This window comes from Delftia deserti (assembly GCF_042653485.1).
In the GTDB taxonomy this organism is placed as follows: domain Bacteria; phylum Pseudomonadota; class Gammaproteobacteria; order Burkholderiales; family Burkholderiaceae_C; genus Comamonas; species Comamonas acidovorans.
In genome coordinates this window covers 5553798-5574133 of sequence record NZ_JBHSIH010000001.1, presented here as the reverse complement: position 1 = coordinate 5574133, position 20336 = coordinate 5553798, and the positions used below count along the sequence as shown (strand labels likewise).

Sequence of the window (20336 nt, the reverse complement as noted above, 5' to 3'; positions counted from 1 at the left end):
TGCGCTCGGTGCGGTCTTCAGGATCTCAAGGAGTACGCTTTTTCTGCAGCCAGGCGATCAGCTCGCCCATGATGCCCTTGCGGAACAGCAGCACGCAGACCACGAAGATCAGGCCGGTGACGATGGTCACCGACTCGCCCAGCGTGGAGAACCACTCCACGCCCGTGAGGCGCTGCAGGAAGCTGCCGAACTCGCCGATCTTGTTCTCCAGCATGACCACCACGGCCGAGCCCAGGATGGGGCCGGACAGCGTGCCCAGGCCGCCCATCAGCGTCATCAGGATCACATGGCCGGAGGTGGTCCAGTGCACATCCGACAGCGTGGCAAAGCCCAGCACCACGGTCTTGAGCGAGCCGGCCAGGCCCGTGAGCGCGGCCGAGATCACGAAGGCCAGCAGCTTGAAGCGCGCCACGTCGTAGCCCAGCGAGGTTGCACGCGGCTCGTTCTCCTTGATGGCCTTGAGCACCTGGCCGAAGGGCGAGTGGATGGTGCGCACGATCAGCAGGAAGGCCAGGACCACGATGACCAGCGTGACGTAGTACATGGTCAGGTCGCTGGTCAGGTCGATGAGGCCGAACAGCTTGCCGCGCGGCACGCCCTGCAGTCCGTCCTCGCCGCCCGTGAAGGGCGCCTGCAGGCACACGAAGAACAGCATCTGGGCCAGCGCCAGCGTGATCATCGAGAAATAAATGCCCTGGCGCCGGATGGCCAGCCAGCCGAAGATCAGCCCCAGCAGCGCGCCCCCGGCCGTGCCGGCCAGCATGGCCAGCTCGGGCGTGAAGCCCCAGCCCTTGATGGCGTAGCCCGTCACATAGGCCGCGCCGCCCAGGAAGGCCGCGTGGCCGAAGGACAGCAGGCCCGTGTAGCCCAGCAGCAGGTTGAAGGCCGAGGCGAACAGTGCGAAGCACATGAGCTTCATCACGAACACCGGGTAGGCGCCCAGCATGGGCGCCGCCAGCAGGCCCAGCAGCAGCAGGCCATAGCCCCAGGGGGCGATGCGTTGAACGAGAGTCTTGGATTTCATGTGGTCGGCCCCTTGTCCTCGTTCTTGTTATTTCTCTTTGCCGAACAGGCCGGCGGGGCGGATGAGCAAAACGATGACCATGATGAAGAACACCACGGTGGACGACGCCTCGGGCCAGAAGACCTTGGTCAGGCCCTCGATCACGCCCAGGCCCAGGCCGGTGAGGATGGAGCCCATGATAGAGCCCATGCCGCCGATCACCACCACGGCGAAGACCACGATGATGAGGTTCTGCCCCATCAGCGGCGTGACCTGGTAGACGGGCGCCGCCAGCACGCCGGCAAAGGCCGCCAGGGCCGCGCCGAAGGCATAGGTCAGCGTGATCATCACGGGCACGTTGACGCCGAAGGCCTCGACCAGCCGCGGGTTCTCGGTGCCCGCCCGCAGGTAGGCGCCGATGCGCGTCTTCTCGATCATGAACCAGGTGGCCACGCAGACCACGATGGAGGCCAGCACCACCCAGGCGCGGTAGTTGGGCAGGATCATGAAGCCCAGGTTGGTCGCGCCCTCCAGCAGCTCGGGCGTGTCGTAGCCCAGGCCCGAGACGCCGTAGACCGAGCGGAACAGGCCCTCGATCAGCAGCGACAGGCCCAGGGTCAGCAGCAGGCCGTAGAGGTGGTCGAGCTTGTAGATCCAGCGCAACAGGAAGCGCTCTATCAGCACCCCCAGCAGGCCCACCAGCAACGGCGACAGCACCAGCATCACCCAGTAGTTGATGTTGAAGTAGCTCATGGCCATCCAGGTGACCATGGCGCCCAGCATGAACAACGCGCCGTGGGCGAAGTTGATCACGTTGAGCAGGCCGAAGATCACCGCCAGCCCCAGGCTGAGGATGGCGTAGAACGAGCCGTTGACCAGCCCCAGAAGGAGCTGGCTCATCAGGCCTGGCAGGGAAACACCAAAGATTTCCATGGGATACAGCTGTCGTGGTTGGCCGGGTGGCGGTTGGGGGTCAGTGGCGGTGCAGCGTTACTTCCACAGCGCGCACTTGGTCTCGGCCTTGGTGGTCCAGACCTGGTCGGCGGGCAGCGTGGCCACGACCTTCAGGTAGTCCCAGGGCCTCTTGGACTCGGCGGGCTTCTTGACCTCGACCAGGTACATGTCGTGGGCGAAGGTGCCATCGGGACGGATCACGCCCTTGCCGTAGAAGTCGTCGATGGGCGTGCTCTTGAGATAGGCCATGACCTTGTCGGCATCGGTGTACTTCACGGCCTGCACGGCCTTGAGGTAGCTGGTCACGGCCGAGTAGTCGGCAGCCTGGATCGAGGTGGGCATGCGCTTGGTCTTGGCGAAGAAGCGCTCGCCGAACTTGCGCGCCGCATCGTTCTGGTCCCAGTACCAGCTGGTGGTGAACTGCATGCCTTCGGTGTTCTTCAGGCCCAGGCTGTGGATGTCGGTCAGGAACACCAGCAGGCCCACGGTCTTCATGCTCTTGTTGATGCCGAATTCCTTGGCCGCCTTGATCGAATTGATGGTGTCACCGCCGGCATTGGCCAGGCCCAGGATCTGGGCCTTGGAGGCCTGCGCCTGCAGCAGGAAGGACGAGAAGTCCGAGGCATTGAGCGGATGCTTCACGCCGCCCACCACCTTGCCGCCCTTGGCCTTGATGACGGCCGTGGTGTCGTTCTCCAGCGCGTGGCCGAAGGCGTAGTCGGCCGTCAGGAAGAACCAGTCCTTGCCGCCGCGCTCGACCACGGCCGTACCCGTGCCCTTGGCCAGGGCCACGGTGTCATAGGCGTAGTGCACGGTGTAGGGATTGCACTGCTCGTTGGTCAGTGCCGACGAACCCGCGCCGCTGTTGAAGTGCACGCGCTTTTTCTCATTGGCCACCTGCGAGACCGCCAGGGCCGTGCCGGAATTGGTGCCGCTGAACACCAGCGAGATGCCTTGCGTGTCCACCCACTCGCGCACCTTGGAGGCGGCGATGTCGGCCTTGTTCTGGTGGTCGGCGCTCAGCAGCTCGATGGGCTGGCCCAGCACCTTGCCGCCGAAGTCATCGATGGCCATCTGCATGGCGGTGACGGCGTTCTTGCCTTCCACGTCCGCATACAGGCTGGACATGTCGGTCACGAAGCCGATCTTCACCTTCTCCTGTGCCATGGCAAGCGGGCTGGCCAGGCCGGCAGCGGCCAGCATGCACGACAGTGCGGTCAGTTTTGCTTTCATTGGTGTCTCCTTCGCGTTGATGTCTTGGGTTTTTTGTCACAGGGCCATGGCAGGAATGCAGCCGGCGAGCCCCAGGCGCCAGCCACGATGGATATCCGGGTCAGACTCCGAGCAGTTCGTTGAGCACGGGCATCTTGGCCTGCAGCTCGGACGCGCCGAAACGCTCGACCACATGGCCGTGCTCGACCACGTAGAAGCGGTCGGCCAGCGGCGCCGCGAAGTGGAAGTTCTGCTCCACCATGACCACGGTATAGCCCTTGGTGCGCAGCATGGTGATCATGCGGGCCAGCGCCTGCACGATGACCGGGGCCAGGCCTTCCGAGATTTCGTCGAGCAGCAGCAGCCGCGCGCCCGTGCGCAGGATGCGCGCCACCGCCAGCATCTGCTGCTCGCCGCCCGACAGGCGCGTGCCCTGGCTGTGGCGGCGCTCGGCCAGGTTGGGGAACATGGCGTAGATCTCGTCCACGCTCATGCCCGGCTGGCCGGTCTTGAGCGGCGGCGGCAGCATCAGGTTCTCCTCGCACGAGAGGCTGGAGAAGATGCCGCGCTCTTCAGGGCAGTAGCCCACGCCCAGGTGGGCAATGCGGTGCGTGGGCAGGTGGATGGCTTCCACGCCATTGATCCGGATGGAGCCCTTGCGCGCGCCCGTCAGACCCATGATGGCGCGCAGCGTGGACGTGCGGCCCGCGCCGTTGCGCCCCAGCAGCGTGACCACCTCGCCGGGCTGGACCACCAGGTCCATGCCGTGCAGCACATGGGATTCGCCGTACCAGGCCTGCAGGCCCTTGATTTCCAATGCCGGTGCAGTCATCTCAATGCGCTCCCTGCAGTTGGCCGTCGGTCGTGCCCATGTACGCTTCCATCACCTGCGGGTTGCGTGAAACCTCTTCATAGGGGCCTTCCGCCAGCACGGCGCCGCGCTGCAGCACCGTGATGCGGTCGGCAATGGTGGAGATCACCTTCATGTTGTGCTCCACCATGAGAATCGTCCGGCCGGCCGAGACCTTCTTGATCAGCTGGGTCACGCGGTCCACGTCCTCGTGGCCCATGCCCTGCGTGGGTTCGTCCAGCAGCATCAGCTCGGGCTCCATGGCCAGCGTGGTGGCGATCTCCAGCGCGCGCTTGCGGCCATAGGGCAGGTTGACCGTGACCTCGTCGGCCAGATCCTGCAGGCCCACTTCGGCCAGCAACTGCATGGCGCGGTCATCGAGCTGCGACAGGCTCTTCTCGCTGCGCCAGAAATGGAACTCCGTGCCCAGCTTGCGCTGCAGGCCGATGCGCACGTTCTCCAGCAGCGTGCAATGCGGGAACACAGCCGAGATCTGGAAGGACCGGATCACGCCACGGCGCGCAATCTGCGCAGGAGCCTCCCGCGTGATGTCCTCGCCATTGAAACGGATGGTGCCGGAGGTGGGCTCCAGGAACTTGGTCAGCAGGTTGAAGCAGGTGGTCTTGCCTGCGCCATTGGGGCCGATCAAGGCATGGATGGAGCCACGGCGCACCGAAAGGTCCACCTTGCTCACCGCCGTAAATCCCTTGAACTCTTTGGTCAGGTTCCGGGTTTCGAGAATAACGTCGCTCATGTGCGCTTCGCCTGCTCCGTTGATGCTGCCAGCCCCCAACGCGTCGCCAGAGGCTCTGGCGGGCGTTGTGCAGGGTCGGACGCATCGTAGGCTTGCCGACGTTGTGCACCGCAGCGGGAAAACGCCTACGTAAGTGCTCCTAAGCACAGGCCCTGCCCCGCACTGCAGCATGGCGCATCGAGCCTGGCTGTCACAGACAACGGAAGCAATCACTCACACTTCAAATAATCAAGCACACGCGGGGCTGTAAGGTGCCGCGGCGGCAGGCAGGGCCTAGGGTTCTCCACCATCTCGGCCCGGCGAGGCCCCCAGGGAAGGACAGAGCGCTTCCAAAGCGATAGCAAACTACCCTTTTTGCGACTTACAGGGCAGCGGCCAATGTCCGCAGTCTTACGGGAAACACCCAGGTCGGCAATCTCCCTGTGGCCTGCTCAGTCACTATGCGAAAAGCCGCAGATATGCTTGAGTTTGTCGCTTCATCAATTAACGGGCGACAAAGTTGGCCGGAATGCTACTTAATAAATAGCAACAAACAAAGGCGTGGCTTGGAAATTGCCGATGCATTGCAATCAGTGCAATTGTCGTCGCCAAGACAGCATGTGCCAGTCGCCGCTTACTGCAGTGTTTCCTTGCTGCCTTCCGGCAAGGCCAATGGAAGGACGGCAATGCCTTCATCCAGCAATTGCATGGCCTGCTCGGGGCTGGCCTTGCCGCGGATGGCACGCTCGTCCGTCTCGCCATAGTGCATGCGGCGCGCTTCATCGGCGAAGCGCTCGCCCACGTCCTCGGTCTGCTGCGCCACCTGGCGCGACCATTTCAGCCAGGCGGCCTGCATGGCCTGCAGCTGCTCGCGCGCCTCGGGCGGCATGGACGGTGAAGGCATGGCGGCTGCCGCAGGCTCGGCGGCCGGTGCGGCAGCCGGGGGCAAGGCCGCAGGCTTGGCACCAAGATTGATGCGGGGGGCGCTCAGGCGCTTGGTGATGTCGCTGTGCCCACAGACAGGGCACAGCACCAGCTTGCGCTGCAGCTGGCCCTGGAAATCATCCTCCGAGGCGAACCAGCCCTCGAACAGATGGCCGTGCGGGCAATGCAGGTCGAGCACTTTCATCACGCACCCCCACCCATGAGACAACCGGCACCGCAGCCTCAGCCGCGGCGGTGAATCAGGAAACGATAAACGAAACCGGGGAAGGCCAGCGTCAGGAACAATGCCCCCGTGACGGCATAGAACTCCCAGCCCTGGGGCGCGATCTGCCCCACGCGGCGCTCCAGCAGCAGCGCCACGCCGCCGACGATGAAGTACAGCAGCACCATCTCCAGCAGGCACAGGGCCAGCGGCTTGCGCTGGGCGCGCAGCGGCCCCAACTGCAGCCAGCGGGCGTTGAAGAAAGGCAAATTGGCTGCCACAAGGGCAGCCAATATCACGAGCCAGATCGAAGCGGTTTGCGACAAGCCGATGTCCTCACCGCGGAGCCCTGCGTGCAGAGCCCCGCATCGGGAAAGTGGATCAGGAAGCCAGGGCGCGCACGACGGCGTCGGCGCACAGGGCCATCAGGCCACCCGGCAGAAGGCCCAGCCCCAGCACCAGGGCGCCGTTGAGGGTCAGCACAACGCGCACGTCCAGCGACGCGGAAACGCTGGTGGCGGTGATGGGTTCGTCAAAGTACATGACCTTGACGACGCGCAGGTAGTAGAAGGCGCCGATCAGCGACATGACCACGGCAAACACGGCCAGCGCGATGTACAGGCTGTGGCCCGATGCCACGAGCGCCTGCAGCACCGACAGCTTGGCGTAGAAGCCCACCAGGGGGGGGATACCGGCCATGGAGAACAGGCAGATCGCCATCACGCCGGCATACAGCGGGCTGCGCTGGTTGAGGCCGGCAAAGTCGGCGACCTCTTCGCTCTCGAAGCCTTCGCGGGCCAGCAGCTGGATCACGCCGAAGGCGGCCAGCGTGGTCAGCACGTAGGTCACCACGTAGAACATGGCCGAGCTGTAGGCGTTCTCGATGGTGGCCGGATCGACCTTGCCATCCACCACACCCGACATCAGGCCCAGCAGCACGAAGCCCATCTGCGAGATGGTCGAGTAGGCCAGCATGCGCTTGAGGTTGGTCTGCTGCAGGCCGGCCAGGTTGCCGATCAGCAGCGAGGCGATGGCAAGCACCGCCAGCATCTGCTGCCAGTCGATGGCCAGCGGCAGCAGGCCGTCCACCAGCAGGCGGATGACGATGGCGAAGGCGGCCAGCTTGGGCGCGCCGCCGATCATGGTGGTGATGGCCGTGGGAGCGCCCTGGTAGACGTCGGGAACCCACATGTGGAAGGGAACCACGCCCAGCTTGAAGGCCAGGCCGGAGACCACGAAGACCAGGCCGAACACCAGCACCTGGTGCTTGATCTCGCCCGAGTTGATGGCCTTGAAGACCTGGCCGATGTCCAGCGAGCCGGTCGCGCCGTAGAGCATGGACATGCCGTACAGCAGGAAGCCGCTGGCCATTGCGCCGAGCACGAAGTACTTCATCGCGGCCTCGACCGAAGCCGTGTGGTCGCGGCGCAGGGCCACCAGGGCGTAGCTGGACAGCGTCAGCAGCTCCAGGCCCAGGTAGATGACCAGGAAGTTGTTGCCCGAGATCATGATGAACATGCCCAGCAGCGCGAGCATGGCCAGCGTGAACAGCTCGCCGCCGCGCAGCATGTCGCGGTCGGCGGCGTAGGGACGGCCGTAGACCAGGGTGACCATCATGGCCACGGTGGCGAAGCACTTGAGCCAGTTGCCCATGGCGTCGGAGACCACCATGTTGCCCCAGCCATAGAAGGTGTTGCCGCTGGAGGCGTACATGCCTTGCAGCACGGCCACCACGCCCAGCGTCAGCAGCGTCAGAACATAGGTGCCCGTGCGGCGCGGGCTTTTGACGCCCAGGTCCACCAGGGCGATCACGCAGGCCATGACCAGGAGAAGGATCTCCGGATAGATGGCCAGCCAGCTGATGTTGTCAATCATCTCGATTCTCTCGTTTCAGTCTGGTCACTGCAGCTTGCTCATGGCCACATGCTTGAGCAGCTCGGCCACGGACACATCCATCACGTCAGTGAAGGGCTTGGGATACAGACCCATGTACAGCACGGCGATGGCCAGCAGACCCAGCACCAGGAACTCGCGGTTGCCGATGTCGGTCAGGCCGCGCACATTGTCGTTGGTGACCGGACCCAGGTAGACGCGCTTGTACATCCACAGGGTGTAGGCGGCGCCGAAGATCAGCGCCGTGGCAGCGCCCAGGCCGATCCAGAAGTTGTACTGGACTGCACCCAGGATCACCATCCACTCGCCCACGAAGCCGGCCGTTGCGGGCAGGCCGCAGTTGGCCATGGCGAACAGCAGTGCGAAGGCCGCGAACTTGGGCATGGTGTTGACCACGCCGCCGTAGGAGGCGATTTCACGCGAGTGCACGCGGTCGTAGAGCACGCCGATGCACAGGAACATGGCGCCCGACACGAAGCCGTGGGCAATCATCTGCACGATGCCGCCGGCAACGCCCAGCGGGTTGAAGATGAAGAAGCCCAGGGTCACGAAGCCCATGTGGGCCACGGAAGAGTAGGCCACCAGCTTCTTCATGTCCTTTTGCACCAGCGCGACCACGCCCACGTAGATCACGGCGATCAGCGACAGCGCGATGACCAGCCAGGCCCACTTGTGCGATGCATCAGGGGCGATGGGCATGGAAAAGCGCAGGAAACCGTAGGCACCGAGCTTCAGCATGATGGCGGCCAGCACGGCGGAACCGCCGGTGGGCGCTTCCACGTGCACGTCGGGCAGCCAGGTGTGCACCGGCCACATCGGCACCTTCACGGCGAAGGCCGCGAAGAAGGCGAAGAAGATCAGCGTCTGGGCCGTCATGGACAGCGGCAGCTTGTGCCAGTCGAGGATCTCGAAGCTGCCACCGGACTGGGTGTACAGATAGATCAGCGCGACCAGGGTCAGCAGCGAACCCATCAGCGTGTACAGGAAGAACTTGAAGGCCGCGTAGATGCGGTTGGGGCCGCCCCAGATGCCGATGATCAGGTACATCGGGATCAGCGTGGCTTCGAAGAACACGTAGAACAGCAGGCCGTCCAGCGCGCTGAACACGCCGACCATCAGGCCGGACAGGATCAGGAACGCGCCCATGTACTGGTTCACGCGCTCGGTGATGTTTTCCCACGACGCGATCACCACGATCACGGTGATGAAGGCCGTCAGCGGCACGAACCAGAACGAGATGCCATCCACGCCCAGGTGGTAGTAGATGTTGAAGCGCTCGATCCACAGCGCCTTCTCCACGAACTGCATCGCAGCCGTGCTGTTGTCGAACTGCTGGATCAGCGGCAGCGTGACCGCCAGGCCGGCCAGGGCGCCGACCAGGGCCAGCCAGCGCACCGCCTTGACCTGGTCCTCGCGGCCCAGGGCCAGCAGGAGGGCGCCGAATGCGATCGGCACCCAGATTGAAAGACTCAACCAATGCATTTTTGTTCTTCCTCTACTACTTGTTGAGCCACACGAAATACGTCATGAGAGCGAACACGCCCAGCAGCATGACCAACGCGTAGTGATAGAGATAGCCCGACTGCAGCTTGCGCACCCACTGGCCGATGCGGCCGATGAGCTTCCACGAACCGTTGACGATGGCGCCATCGATGATGGCCTGGTCGCCGACCTTCCAGAAGAAGCTGCCGAAGGCGCGAGCACCCCGGGCGAAGATGTTTTCGTAGACCCAGTCCACGCCGTACTTGCCTTCCAGTGCCTGGTAGACACCGATCTTCTGCATGGCCGACTTGATGGCCGCAGGGACTTCGGGCTTGACCATGTAGAACAGGTAGGAGACGACGACGCCTGCCAGTGCCAGCCAGAACGGCGCGGCCGTGAAGCCGTGCAGTGCCATGGGCACCCAGCCGTGGATCTTCTCGGCCAGTTCGGCCATGGCGCCGTGCTTTGCGCCATCGACGTGGATCACGCCCTTGAAGAAGTCACCGAACAGCATGGGCATCAGCGCGATGGCACCGATCACCACCGAGGGGATGGCCAGCAGCATCAGCGGGCCGGTCACGACCAGGGGCGACTCGTGCGGCTTGGCATCGTGGCCATGGCCGTGGTGGTCGTCATGGGCATGATGGTCATCGTGGTGCGCGTCCGGGTTCTGGTCGTAGCGCTCCTTGCCGTGGAAGACGATGAAGTACAGGCGGAAGGAGTAGAAGGCCGTGATGAACACGCCGGCCAGCACCGCGAAGTTCGCGAAGCCTGCGCCCGGCAGGTTCGTGGCGTGCACGGCTTCGATGATGGCGTCCTTCGAGTAGAAGCCCGAGAAGAACGGCGTACCGATCAGAGCCAGGTTGCCCAGCAGGAAGGTGATCCAGGTGATGGGCATGTACTTGCGCACGCCGCCCATCCAGCGGATGTCCTGGTTGTGGTGCATGCCCATGATCACCGAGCCGGCGCCAAGGAACAGCAGGGCCTTGAAGAAGGCGTGGGTCATCAGGTGGAACACGGCCACCGAGTAGGCGGAGGCGCCCAGGGCCACGGTCATGTAGCCCAGCTGCGACAGCGTGGAGTACGCGATCACGCGCTTGATGTCGTTCTGGATGATGCCCAGCACGCCCATGAACAGCGCCGTGATGGAGCCGATCACCAGGATGAAGCTCAGTGCCGTGTCCGACAGCTCGTACAGCGGCGACATGCGCGAGACCATGAAGATGCCGGCCGTCACCATGGTGGCGGCGTGGATCAGTGCCGAGATGGGGGTCGGGCCTTCCATCGAATCGGGCAGCCAGGCGTGCAGCGGGAACTGTGCCGACTTGCCCATGGCGCCGATGAACAGGCAGATGGCCGTCACCGTCACCAGCAGCCAGCCGGTGCCCGGCAGCAGGGTGTTCTGGATCTCGGGCAGCTTGGCGAAGATTTCGCCGTAGTTCATGGTGCCGGTGTAGGCGGCGATCAGGCCGATGCCCAGGATGAAGCCGAAGTCACCCACACGGTTGACCAGGAAGGCCTTCATGTTGGCGAAGATGGCCGTGGGCTTGTTGTAGTAGAAGCCGATCAGCAGGTAGGACACCAGGCCCACGGCTTCCCAGCCGAAGAACAGCTGCAGCAGGTTGTTGCTCATGACGAGCATCAACATGGAGAAGGTGAACAGCGAGATGTAGGAGAAGAAACGGTTGTAGCCGTCATCTTCCTGCATGTAGCCGATGGTGTAGATGTGCACCATCAGCGACACGAAGGTCACCACGCACATCATCATGGCCGTGATGCTGTCGATCAGGAAACCGACCTCCATCTTCAGGCCGCCGATTTCCATCCAGGTGTAGATGGACTGGTCGAAGCGCGCGCCGTCGAAGATCACGCTGTTGAACGTGATGGCCGACAGGATGAAGGCGATCAGCACGCCCGCGATGGTGAGGGTATGGCTGCCGCCGCGACCGATCTTGTTGCCGCCGAAGGCCGTGCCCCAGATGCCCGCGAGCACGGAGCCCGCCAACGGTGCCAGCGGCACCGCCAGGAGCATGGATGCAGAGAGTGTTTGACTCATTCTTAAGAACCTTGCAAGTTACGGCGGACTCAACCCTTGAGGGAGTTGAGATCTTCCGCATTGATGCTGGTCTTGTTGCGGAACAGAAGCACCAGGATCGCCAGACCGATGGCCGACTCGGCGGCTGCCACTGTCAGGATGAAGAACACGAACACCTGGCCGTGCATGTCACCCAGATAGCTGGAGAACGCCACGAAGTTGGTGTTGACGGCCAGGAGCATCAGCTCGATGGCCATCAGCAGCACGATCAGGTTCTTGCGGTTCAGAAAAATGCCCACGACGGAGAGCGCGAACAGCATGGCGCCCAGCGTCAGATAATGGCCCAAAGTCAACGTCATGCTTTTGTCTCCACGGCGGGGGTTGCCTCGGCGGCCGGTGCCTGCGGCGCCTGGGTGACCGGCACCTTGACCAGCTCGAGGCGATCCTTTGCGCGCACGCGGATCTGCTGGGCCGGGTTCACTGCCTTGCTGTCCTTGCGCTTGCGCAGGGTCAGGGCGATGGCGGCAATCATGGCCACCAGCAGGATCACGGCAGCGATCTCGACGGGGTACAGGTATTCGGTGTACAGCAGCTTGCCCAGGGCCTGGGTGTTGGAGTACTGCACGGTCTGGCCGGCAGCGTTGACCGTGGCCGCAATGGCCTTGGGCTCCTCGACGCCGCTGAAGCCGCCCATCAGCACCATGCCCATTTCAAAGGCAATCAGGGCGCCGATCAGGGCAGCGAAGGGGAAATGCTTCCAGAACCCCTGGCGCACGGCGTCGATGCGGATGTCCAGCATCATCACCACGAACAGGAACAGCACCATCACGGCGCCCAGGTAGACCAGCACCAGGGTCACGCCCAGGAACTCGGCCTTGAGCAGGAGCCAGATGCCGGCAGCCTGCGAGAAGGCCAGGATCAGGTTGAGCACGGCATGCACGGGGTTGCGCGCCGTGACGACCCGGAAGGCTGCAAAAAGCAGCACGACCGAGAACAGATAGAAGAAACCAGTTTTGGCGTCCATGGATCGAATCTTTTCAAGTGATCAAGGAGCCGCTTCAGCGGTACTTGGCGTCCGCAGCCTTGGCCGCGGCAATCTCGGGTTCGTAGCGATCGCCAACGGCCAGCAGCATGTCCTTGGTGAAGTACAGGTCGCCGCGCTTTTCTCCGTGGTATTCGAAGATATGCGTCTCGACGATCGAGTCCACCGGGCAGCTTTCCTCGCAGAAGCCGCAGAAGATGCACTTGGTCAGGTCGATGTCGTAGCGCGTGGTGCGGCGCGAGCCGTCGTCACGCACATCGGACTCGATAGTGATGGCCATGGCCGGGCACACCGCCTCGCACAGCTTGCAGGCAATGCAGCGCTCTTCGCCGTTGTCATAACGGCGCAGGGCGTGCAGTCCGCGAAAACGCGGCGACAGGGGTGTCTTTTCCTCGGGGAACTGCACCGTGACCTTGCGGCGGAAGGTGTAGCGGCCAGTCAGGGCCATGCCCTTGGCCAGTTCCCAGAGCATGAAGCTCTTGAGGAAATCTTTGATCGAAAATGGGGTAGCAGCAACCGCAGACATTCTTGCTCCGCTCAGTTCCAGATGTTCCAAGGCGAGTGCATCCAGCCACCCACGACGACCAGCCACACCAGGGTGACGGGAATGAAGATCTTCCAGCCCAGACGCATGATCTGGTCATAGCGAAAGCGCGGGAAGGTGGCACGGATCCAGATGAACATGGACACGACCAGGAAAGTCTTCGCCGCCAGCCAGATCCATCCGGGGATGAACGACAGGAAGTCGAACGGAGGCAGCCAGCCGCCCAAGAACATCACCACGGCCAGGATGGACACCAGCCACATGCTGGCGTATTCGGCCAGGAAGAAGATGGCAAAGCCCATGCCCGAGTACTCGACCATGTGGCCGGCCACGATTTCGGCTTCGCCTTCGACCACGTCGAAGGGGTGGCGGTTGGTCTCGGCCACGGCCGAGATCAGGTAGACCACGAAGATCGGCAGCAGCGGCAGCCAGTTCCACGACAGGACGCTGGCACCCATGCTGGCGAATTGGCCCTGGCCCTGGCTCAGCACGATCTGCGTCAGATTCATGCTGCCCGTGACCATGATCACCACCAGGAAGCAGAAGCCCAGCGCGATTTCATAGCTGACCATCTGCGCCGAGGCGCGCAGCGCGCCCAGGAAGGCGTACTTGGAGTTGGAGGCCCAGCCCGCAATGATCACGCCATAGACTTCGATGGACGTGATGGCCATGATCAGCAGCAGGCCGGCGTTGACGTTGGCCAGGGCCACGTCGGGACCGAAGGGGATCGCCACCCATGCCGCCAGGGCGGGCATGATGGCCATCACCGGGCCCACGTAGAACAGGCCCTTGGCAGCAGCCGTGGGCTGGATCAGTTCCTTGGTCAGCAGCTTCAGGCCGTCGGCCAGGGGCTGCAGCAGGCCGAAGGGACCCACGCGGTTGGGACCCATGCGAACCTGCATGAAGCCCAGCAGCTTGCGCTCCCACAGCGTCAGGTAGGCCACGGCGCCCATCAGCGGGGCGACGATGGCAACGATGCCCAGCAGGATCCAGAGCACGGGCCAGGCCACGTCGGTCCACCAGGGTGCAGCGATCAGGCCGGCACCGGCCGTCTTGAGTGCGTCAATCATGCGGCGCCTCCCTCACGAGCCTGACGTGCATCTGCCGTCAGTTGCAGCGATGTCGCGCGGCGCACGATGCTGTCGAGCTGATAAATGCTGGCCACCACGGGCGCGGCATGGCCGGCACCGTTGGCGATGGAATTCACGGCAGGCGCACCGTTGCCCAGCAGGTTGGCCGGCACGCCGGTGGCACCGGCGGTGGCGGCTGCGAGCACGTCCTGCGACGTCTCGTAGTCCACGCCCTGCACGCCCAGCAGGTTGGCCAGCACGCGCAGCACCTTCCAGCCCGGACGGGCTTCGGCCAGCGGCTTGACCACGGCGTGGAAGCTTTGCAGGCGGCCTTCGGCGTTGACGAAGCTGCCCGAGGTTTCCGTGAACGGGGCGATGGGCAGCAGCACGTCGCTGAATTCCATGTTGGCCTTGAAGGGGCTCAGGGTCACGACCATCTCGGCCTTGCCCAGTGCCTCTGCGGCGCGGGCGCCGGCAGCGGAGTCGAACACGGGCTCGTTGTTCAGCAGCAGCACGGCCTTGAGGCCGCCTGCCAGCATCTGGCCTGCATTCAGGCCCGAGGCGGCAGGCTGTGCGCCCACCCATTGCGCGCCCACCGTGTTGGCGGCTTCGGTCAGGTAGCCGACCGAGGCGCCGGTCTGCTCGGCAATCCAGTTGGCCAGCGACAGCAGGGTCGATGCCTGTGCGTGGTGCGCAGCGGCATTGCCCAGCAAGATGGCCTTGCGCTCGCCGCGCAGCAGCGCGGCAGCGATGGCCTGGGCCTCGGCATGCACGTTGGCGGCGGCCACGGGAGCGGCAACGCCCTTTTCCTGCGCCACGGCGGCGGCCACATCGGCCAGCGCCTGGGCCCAGTCCGGGGCAGCCACAATGGACGCCGTCACCGGCATGGCCCAGTCGTAGACACGCTCATTGATGGCGAGCACGGCGCAGCCCTGCTTGGCAGCCTGGCGGATGCGCTGCGCGAACAGCGGATGGTCCTTGCGCAGGTTCGAGCCCAGCACCAGGACGCCTTGCAGCTTGGACAGCGACGCGATGGGCGTGCCCAGCCACTGCACGCCCTGGGCGGCGATGAACTCGGCATTGCGCAGGCGGTAGTCGATGTTCTCGCTGCCCAGGCCGCGCACCAGCTTGCCGGCCAGGTACAGCTCTTCCAGCGTGCTGTGCGGGCTCACCAGCGAACCGATGGCGGAGGCGCCATGGTCGTTCTTGATCTGGCGCAGGCCGTTGGCCACGTATTCGAGGGCGGTCTGCCAATCGACTTCCTTCCACTCGCCGCCTTGCTTGAGCATGGGGCGGGTCAGGCGTTCGTCGCTGTTCAGGGCTTCGTAGGAGAAGCGATCGCGGTCGGCGATCCAGCACTCGTTGACCTCTTCGTTCTCGAAGGGCACGACGCGCAGAACCTTGTGGTTCTTGACCTGGACGATGAGGTTGGCACCCGTGGAATCATGGGGCGAGACCGACTTGCGGCGCGACAGCTCCCAGGTGCGGGCGCTGTAGCGGAAGGGCTTGCTGGTCAACGCGCCCACAGGGCAGATGTCGATCATATTGCCCGACAGCTCGGAGTCCACCGTATCGCCCACCACCGTGGTGATCTCGGAGTGCTCGCCGCGGTTGATCATGCCCAGCTCCATCACGCCGGACACTTCCTGTCCGAAGCGCACGCAGCGGGTGCAGTGGATGCAACGGCTCATCTCCTGCATGGAGATCAGCGGGCCCACGTCCTTGTGAAAGACCACGCGCTTTTCTTCCTCGTAGCGCGAGGCGGAGCTTCCGTAGCCCACGGCCAGATCCTGCAGCTGGCATTCGCCGCCCTGGTCGCAGATCGGGCAGTCCAGCGGGTGATTGATGAGCAGGAACTCCATCACCGATTGCTGTGCCTTGATTGCCTTCTCGCTCTTGGTGCGCACGATCATGCCCTGCGTCACGGGCGTGGCGCAGGCGGGCATGGGCTTGGGGGCTTTTTCCACATCCACCAGGCACATGCGGCAGTTGGCGGCGATGGAAAGTTTCTTGTGATAGCAGAAATGCGGGATGTAGGTGCCTGCCTTCTCGGCTGCATGCATGACCATGCAGCCTTCGGCGACCTCCACCTTTTTTCCGTCCAGTTCAATTTCAACCATATGCTTTTCTCGCGATCAGGCGGCGTGGACCGTCTGCTTGGAAGCGTTCTGGATCTTCGCTTCAAACTCGTGGCGGAAGTGCTTGATCATGGCGCGTACCGGCATGGCTGCCGCGTCGCCCAGCGCACAGATCGTGCGCCCCATGATGTTCACGGACACCGAGTCCAACAGCTCGATGTCTTCAGGACGGCCCTCGCCGTGCTCGATTCGGTTGACCACGCGCCACAGCCAGCCCGTGCCTTCGCGGCAAGGGGTGCACTGGCCGCAGGACTCGTGCTGGTAGAAGTAGGACAGGCGCAGCAGGCTCTCGACCATGTCGCGCGAGTCGTCCATCACGATCACGGCGCCCGAGCCCAGCATGGAGCCGGCCTTGGCGATGGAATCGTAGTCCATCGTGCATTCCATGATGATGTCGGCCGGCAGCACGGGCGAGGACGATCCGCCGGGGATCACCGCCTTGAGCTTGCGGCCCGTGCGCACACCACCGGCCAGCTCCAGCAGCTTGCTGAAGGGCGTGCCCAGCGGCACTTCGTAGTTGCCGGGCAGGTTCACGTCACCGCTGACCGAGAAGATCTTGGTGCCACCGTTGTTGGGCTTGCCGCACTCCAGGTACGCAGCGCCGCCGTTGCGGATGATCCAGGGAACGGCCGCAAAGGTTTCGGTGTTGTTGATGGTGGTCGGCTTGCCGTACAGGCCGAAGCTGGCCGGGAACGGCGGCTTGAAGCGCGGCTGGCCCTTCTTGCCTTCCAGCGACTCCAGCAGCGCAGTCTCTTCGCCGCAGATGTAGGCGCCGAAGCCATGGTGCGCGTGCAGCTGGAAGCTGAAGCTGCTGCCCATGATGCTGTCACCCAGGTAGCCGGCGGCACGGGCTTCCTCCAGCGCGGCCTCGAAGCGCTCATAGGCCTCGAAGATTTCGCCGTGGATGTAGTTGTAGCCCAGGGAGATGCCCATCGCGTAGGCGGCGATGATCATGCCCTCGATCACGATGTGCGGGTTGTGCACCAGGATGTCGCGGTCCTTGCAGGTGCCCGGCTCGCCTTCATCCGAGTTGCAGACCAGGTGCTTCTGGCCCGGGAACTGGCGGGGCATGAAGCTCCACTTCAGGCCCGTGGGGAAACCTGCGCCGCCGCGCCCGCGCAGTCCCGATTCCTTGACGGTGGCGATCACCTGGTCCTGGGTCAGGCCCTCGCTGCCATCCTTGCCCAGGATCTTGCGCAGCGCCTGGTAGCCGCCGCGTGCCTCGTAGTCCTTGATGGACCAGTTGGCGCCGGTCAGGTCGGCATAGATCTGGGGATTGATGTGGCGGTCGTGGAAGCAGGTCTCGCTGCCCGAAGAGGCAAACTTGGCCAGGACCGATTGTGCGGCGGCGTTCATGCCTTGCCCTCCGCGGCGCGCAGGCCGTCGATCAATTCGTCGAGCTTCTCGTTGCTCATGAAGCTGCACATGCAGCGGTCGTTCACCAGCATCACCGGCGAATCCGCGCAGGCGCCCAGGCACTCGGACTGCTGCAGCGTGAACATGCCGTCAGGCGTGGTCTCGCCCATCTTGATGCCCAGGCGGGATTCCAGATGGTGCAGCGCCTTGTAGCCGTCGCGCAGCTGGCAAGGCAGGTTGGTGCAGACGTTCAGCTTGTACGTGCCCGTGGGGCGCTGGTTGTACATGTTGTAGAACGTGGTGACTTCATGCACCGCGATCTCGGCCATGCCCAGGAACTCGGCAATCACGGCCTCGCTCTCGGCGCTGACCCAGCCCTGCTCCTGCTGCACGATGGACAGGCAGGCCATCACGGCAGACTGCTTCTGGTCGGCCGGGTACTTGGCCACCTCGCGCGCAAAGCGCTCCTTGGTCGCTTCGGTAATCATCGGTCAACGTCTCCAAACACGATGTCCAGGGTACTCAGCACCATCACGGCGTCGGCCAGCATGTGGCCTCGGCACAGTTCGTCCATGGCGGACAGATTGGCGAATCCCGGCGGACGGATCTTCAGGCGGTAGGGCTTGTTGGCCCCGTCGCTCACGATGTAGATGCCGAACTCCCCCTTGGGGTGTTCGATGGCCGCGTAAGCCTCGCCTTCGGGCACGCGGAAACCTTCGGTGAAGAGCTTGAAGTGGTGGATCAGCTCTTCCATGTTGGACTTCATGCCTTCGCGCGGCGGCGGAGCAATCTTGTGGTTGTCCACGATCACCGGGCCCGGATTGGCACGCAGCCAGTCCACGCACTGCTTGATGATGCGGTTGGACTGGCGCATTTCGGCCACGCGCACCAGATAGCGGTCGTAGCAGTCGCCGGTCTTGCCCACGGGCACGTCGAAGTCCATGCGGTCATAGACCTCGTAGGGCTGCGACTTGCGCATGTCCCAGGCCACGCCGGAGGCTCGCAGCATGGGGCCGGTCAGGCCCAGGTTCATGGCGCGCTCGGCCGTCACCACGCCGATGTCCACGTTGCGCTGCTTCCAGATGCGGTTGTCGGTCAGCAGGGTCTCGTACTCGTCCGCGCACTTGGGGAAGCGCTGCGTGAAGTCATCGATGAAGTCCAGCAACGAGCCGTGGCGGTTGCGGTTCATGATCTCGACCGAGCGCGCATTGCGCACCTTGCTGGCCTTGTACTGCGGCATGGTGTCGGGCAGGTCGCGGTAGACGCCGCCCGGACGGAAGTAGGCCGCGTGCATGCGGGCGCCAGAAACCGCCTCGTACATGTCCATGAGGTCTTCGCGCTCACGGAAGGTGTAGATCAGCGTCGTGGAGCTGCCCGCATCGTTGCCGCTGGAGCCCAGCCACATCAGGTGATTCATGATGCGGGTGATCTCCGAATACATCACGCGGATGTACTGGGCGCGGATGGGCACCTCGATGCCCAGCAGCTTCTCGATGGCCAGGCAGTAGGCGTGCTCGTTGCACATCATGGACACGTAGTCCAGCCGGTCCATATAGGGCAGCGACTGGATGTAGGTCTTGCTCTCTGCCAGTTTTTCTGTCGCGCGGTGCAGCAGACCGATGTGCGGGTCTGCGCGCTGCACCACTTCACCGTCGAGCTCCAGCACCAGGCGCAGCACGCCGTGCGCTGCCGGGTGCTGCGGACCAAAGTTCAGGGAATAGTTCTTGATTTCAGCCATGGTCGTCCATCAAAAAGGCGCCTGGAGCGCCTTCAGTGCAGGCCCCCGTAGTTGTCTTCGCGGATGATCCGCGGCGTGATCTCGCGGGGCTCGATGGTGACCGGCTGGTACACCACGCGCTGCTGCTCGGGGTCATAGCGCATTTCCACATGGCCCGACAGCGGGAAGTCCTTGCGGAAGGGATGGCCGATGAAGCCGTAGTCGGTCAGGATGCGGCGCAGGTCGTCATGGCCGTCGAAAACGATGCCGAACAGGTCGAACGCCTCGCGCTCGAACCAGTTCGCACCCGCCCAGACGGGAGTGACGGAAGCCACCACCGGGAAATCGTCGTCGCTGCAAAAGACACGGACGCGCAGGCGCTGGTTCAGGCTGATCGACAACAGGTGGGACACCACGGCAAAGCGCGGGCCTTCGCGGCCGACTTCTGCATAGGTGGAGTAGTCCACGCCGCACAGGTCCACCAGGACCTCGAACCGGCAATCCGGGGCGGTGTGCAGAACCTGCATGGCCTCCAGATACTGGGCGGCGGACACTTCAACCGTCACCTCGCCCAGGGCCACGGTCACGCTGCGCGCCTTGTCGCCCAAGGCAGCAGCCACCACATCCCGAAGCACTTCGGGGTGAATCGCAATAGCAGTCATCATCTAGCCCTTAGACGCGAGCGATGGTATGGGTGCGGCGGATCTTCTGCTGCAGCTGGATGATGCCGTAGATCAGGGCTTCCGCCGTAGGGGGGCAGCCAGGCACATAGACATCGACCGGCACGATGCGGTCACAGCCGCGCACCACGGAATAGCTGTAGTGGTAGTAGCCGCCGCCGTTGGCGCACGAGCCCATGGAGATGACCCAGCGGGGCTCGGACATCTGGTCATAGACCTTGCGCATGGCGGGCGCCATCTTGTTGCACAGGGTGCCGGCCACAATCATCAGGTCCGACTGCCGCGGGCTGGCACGGAAGACTTCCGAGCCAAAGCGACCGATGTCGTAACGCGCCGCCGCAGCGTGCATCATCTCCACCGCGCAGCAGGCCAGACCAAATGTCATGGGCCACAGCGAGCCCGTCTTGGCCCAATTCACCACAGAGTCGTAACTCGTGGTGATGAAGCCTTCTTTCATCACGCCTTCGATCATCGTGTTTC

General features: G+C 63.9%; 20 protein-coding genes. All 20 read right to left on the bottom strand.

Going from position 1 to position 20336, the window contains the following annotated elements; all coding sequences use genetic code 11:
* Positions 1 to 25 precede the first annotated feature (25 nt).
* Complete coding sequence (locus tag ACFPFG_RS26380) at positions 26 to 1024, bottom strand: branched-chain amino acid ABC transporter permease (protein ID WP_012206959.1); 999 nt, start codon at positions 1022 to 1024, stop codon at positions 26 to 28.
* Positions 1025 to 1051: 27 nt separating this feature from the next.
* Complete coding sequence (locus tag ACFPFG_RS26375) at positions 1052 to 1936, bottom strand: branched-chain amino acid ABC transporter permease (RefSeq protein ID WP_012206960.1); 885 nt, start codon at positions 1934 to 1936, stop codon at positions 1052 to 1054.
* 57 nt (positions 1937 to 1993) lie between these two features.
* Positions 1994 to 3190 (bottom strand): ABC transporter substrate-binding protein, encoded by a 1197-nt coding sequence (locus ACFPFG_RS26370; RefSeq protein WP_380108870.1) that lies wholly within the window; start codon positions 3188 to 3190, stop codon positions 1994 to 1996.
* A gap of 100 nt (positions 3191 to 3290) precedes the next feature.
* On the bottom strand, positions 3291 to 4001 hold the full coding sequence (locus ACFPFG_RS26365) for an ABC transporter ATP-binding protein (RefSeq protein WP_012206962.1): 711 nt from the start codon (positions 3999 to 4001) through the stop codon (positions 3291 to 3293).
* Position 4002: 1 nt separating this feature from the next.
* Positions 4003 to 4773 (bottom strand): ABC transporter ATP-binding protein, encoded by a 771-nt coding sequence (locus ACFPFG_RS26360; protein WP_012206963.1) that lies wholly within the window; start codon positions 4771 to 4773, stop codon positions 4003 to 4005.
* 613 nt (positions 4774 to 5386) lie between these two features.
* Positions 5387 to 5881 carry a DUF1178 family protein gene (locus tag ACFPFG_RS26355; RefSeq protein ID WP_183019786.1) on the bottom strand — a complete coding sequence of 165 codons (495 nt, stop codon included), beginning with the start codon at positions 5879 to 5881 and terminating at the stop codon, positions 5387 to 5389.
* Between the two features lie 38 nt (positions 5882 to 5919).
* Entirely contained in the window at positions 5920 to 6225 is a 306-nt protein-coding gene (locus ACFPFG_RS26350; protein WP_183019787.1) for a DUF2818 family protein, read from the bottom strand.
* Between the two features lie 55 nt (positions 6226 to 6280).
* On the bottom strand, positions 6281 to 7774 hold the full coding sequence (nuoN, locus tag ACFPFG_RS26345; protein WP_183019788.1) for an NADH-quinone oxidoreductase subunit NuoN: 1494 nt from the start codon (positions 7772 to 7774) through the stop codon (positions 6281 to 6283).
* 24 nt (positions 7775 to 7798) lie between these two features.
* Entirely contained in the window at positions 7799 to 9274 is a 1476-nt protein-coding gene (locus ACFPFG_RS26340; protein ID WP_197955449.1) for an NADH-quinone oxidoreductase subunit M, read from the bottom strand.
* Positions 9275 to 9290: 16 nt separating this feature from the next.
* Positions 9291 to 11330: an NADH-quinone oxidoreductase subunit L gene (gene nuoL / locus ACFPFG_RS26335; RefSeq protein ID WP_013801065.1), complete on the bottom strand. Its 2040-nt coding sequence runs from the start codon at positions 11328 to 11330 to the stop codon at positions 9291 to 9293.
* Between the two features lie 29 nt (positions 11331 to 11359).
* Positions 11360 to 11668 carry an NADH-quinone oxidoreductase subunit NuoK gene (gene nuoK / locus ACFPFG_RS26330; protein ID WP_012206969.1) on the bottom strand — a complete coding sequence of 103 codons (309 nt, stop codon included), beginning with the start codon at positions 11666 to 11668 and terminating at the stop codon, positions 11360 to 11362.
* Positions 11665 to 12333 (bottom strand): NADH-quinone oxidoreductase subunit J, encoded by a 669-nt coding sequence (locus ACFPFG_RS26325; RefSeq protein WP_012206970.1) that lies wholly within the window; start codon positions 12331 to 12333, stop codon positions 11665 to 11667. The genes nuoK and ACFPFG_RS26325 overlap by 4 nt, the downstream gene beginning before the upstream one ends.
* Positions 12334 to 12367: 34 nt before the next feature.
* Entirely contained in the window at positions 12368 to 12877 is a 510-nt protein-coding gene (gene nuoI, locus ACFPFG_RS26320) for an NADH-quinone oxidoreductase subunit NuoI (protein ID WP_012206971.1), read from the bottom strand.
* Between the two features lie 11 nt (positions 12878 to 12888).
* Positions 12889 to 13965, bottom strand: coding sequence for an NADH-quinone oxidoreductase subunit NuoH (gene nuoH, locus ACFPFG_RS26315; protein ID WP_012206972.1), 1077 nt, complete (start codon positions 13963 to 13965; stop codon positions 12889 to 12891).
* Positions 13962 to 16085: an NADH-quinone oxidoreductase subunit NuoG gene (nuoG, locus tag ACFPFG_RS26310; protein WP_380108865.1), complete on the bottom strand. Its 2124-nt coding sequence runs from the start codon at positions 16083 to 16085 to the stop codon at positions 13962 to 13964. The genes nuoH and nuoG overlap by 4 nt, the downstream gene beginning before the upstream one ends.
* Before the next feature lie 15 nt (positions 16086 to 16100).
* Positions 16101 to 17459 carry an NADH-quinone oxidoreductase subunit NuoF gene (nuoF, locus tag ACFPFG_RS26305; RefSeq protein ID WP_183019791.1) on the bottom strand — a complete coding sequence of 453 codons (1359 nt, stop codon included), beginning with the start codon at positions 17457 to 17459 and terminating at the stop codon, positions 16101 to 16103.
* A complete protein-coding gene (nuoE, locus tag ACFPFG_RS26300; RefSeq protein ID WP_012206975.1) occupies positions 17456 to 17947 on the bottom strand; it encodes an NADH-quinone oxidoreductase subunit NuoE in 492 nt (163 codons plus the stop codon). The genes nuoF and nuoE overlap by 4 nt, the downstream gene beginning before the upstream one ends.
* Entirely contained in the window at positions 17944 to 19197 is a 1254-nt protein-coding gene (locus ACFPFG_RS26295; protein WP_012206976.1) for an NADH-quinone oxidoreductase subunit D, read from the bottom strand. The genes nuoE and ACFPFG_RS26295 overlap by 4 nt, the downstream gene beginning before the upstream one ends.
* A gap of 32 nt (positions 19198 to 19229) precedes the next feature.
* A complete protein-coding gene (locus ACFPFG_RS26290; protein ID WP_312372980.1) occupies positions 19230 to 19838 on the bottom strand; it encodes an NADH-quinone oxidoreductase subunit C in 609 nt (202 codons plus the stop codon).
* Positions 19839 to 19848: 10 nt separating this feature from the next.
* Complete coding sequence (locus ACFPFG_RS26285) at positions 19849 to 20328, bottom strand: NuoB/complex I 20 kDa subunit family protein (RefSeq protein WP_012206978.1); 480 nt, start codon at positions 20326 to 20328, stop codon at positions 19849 to 19851.
* Positions 20329 to 20336: the final 8 nt, after the last annotated feature.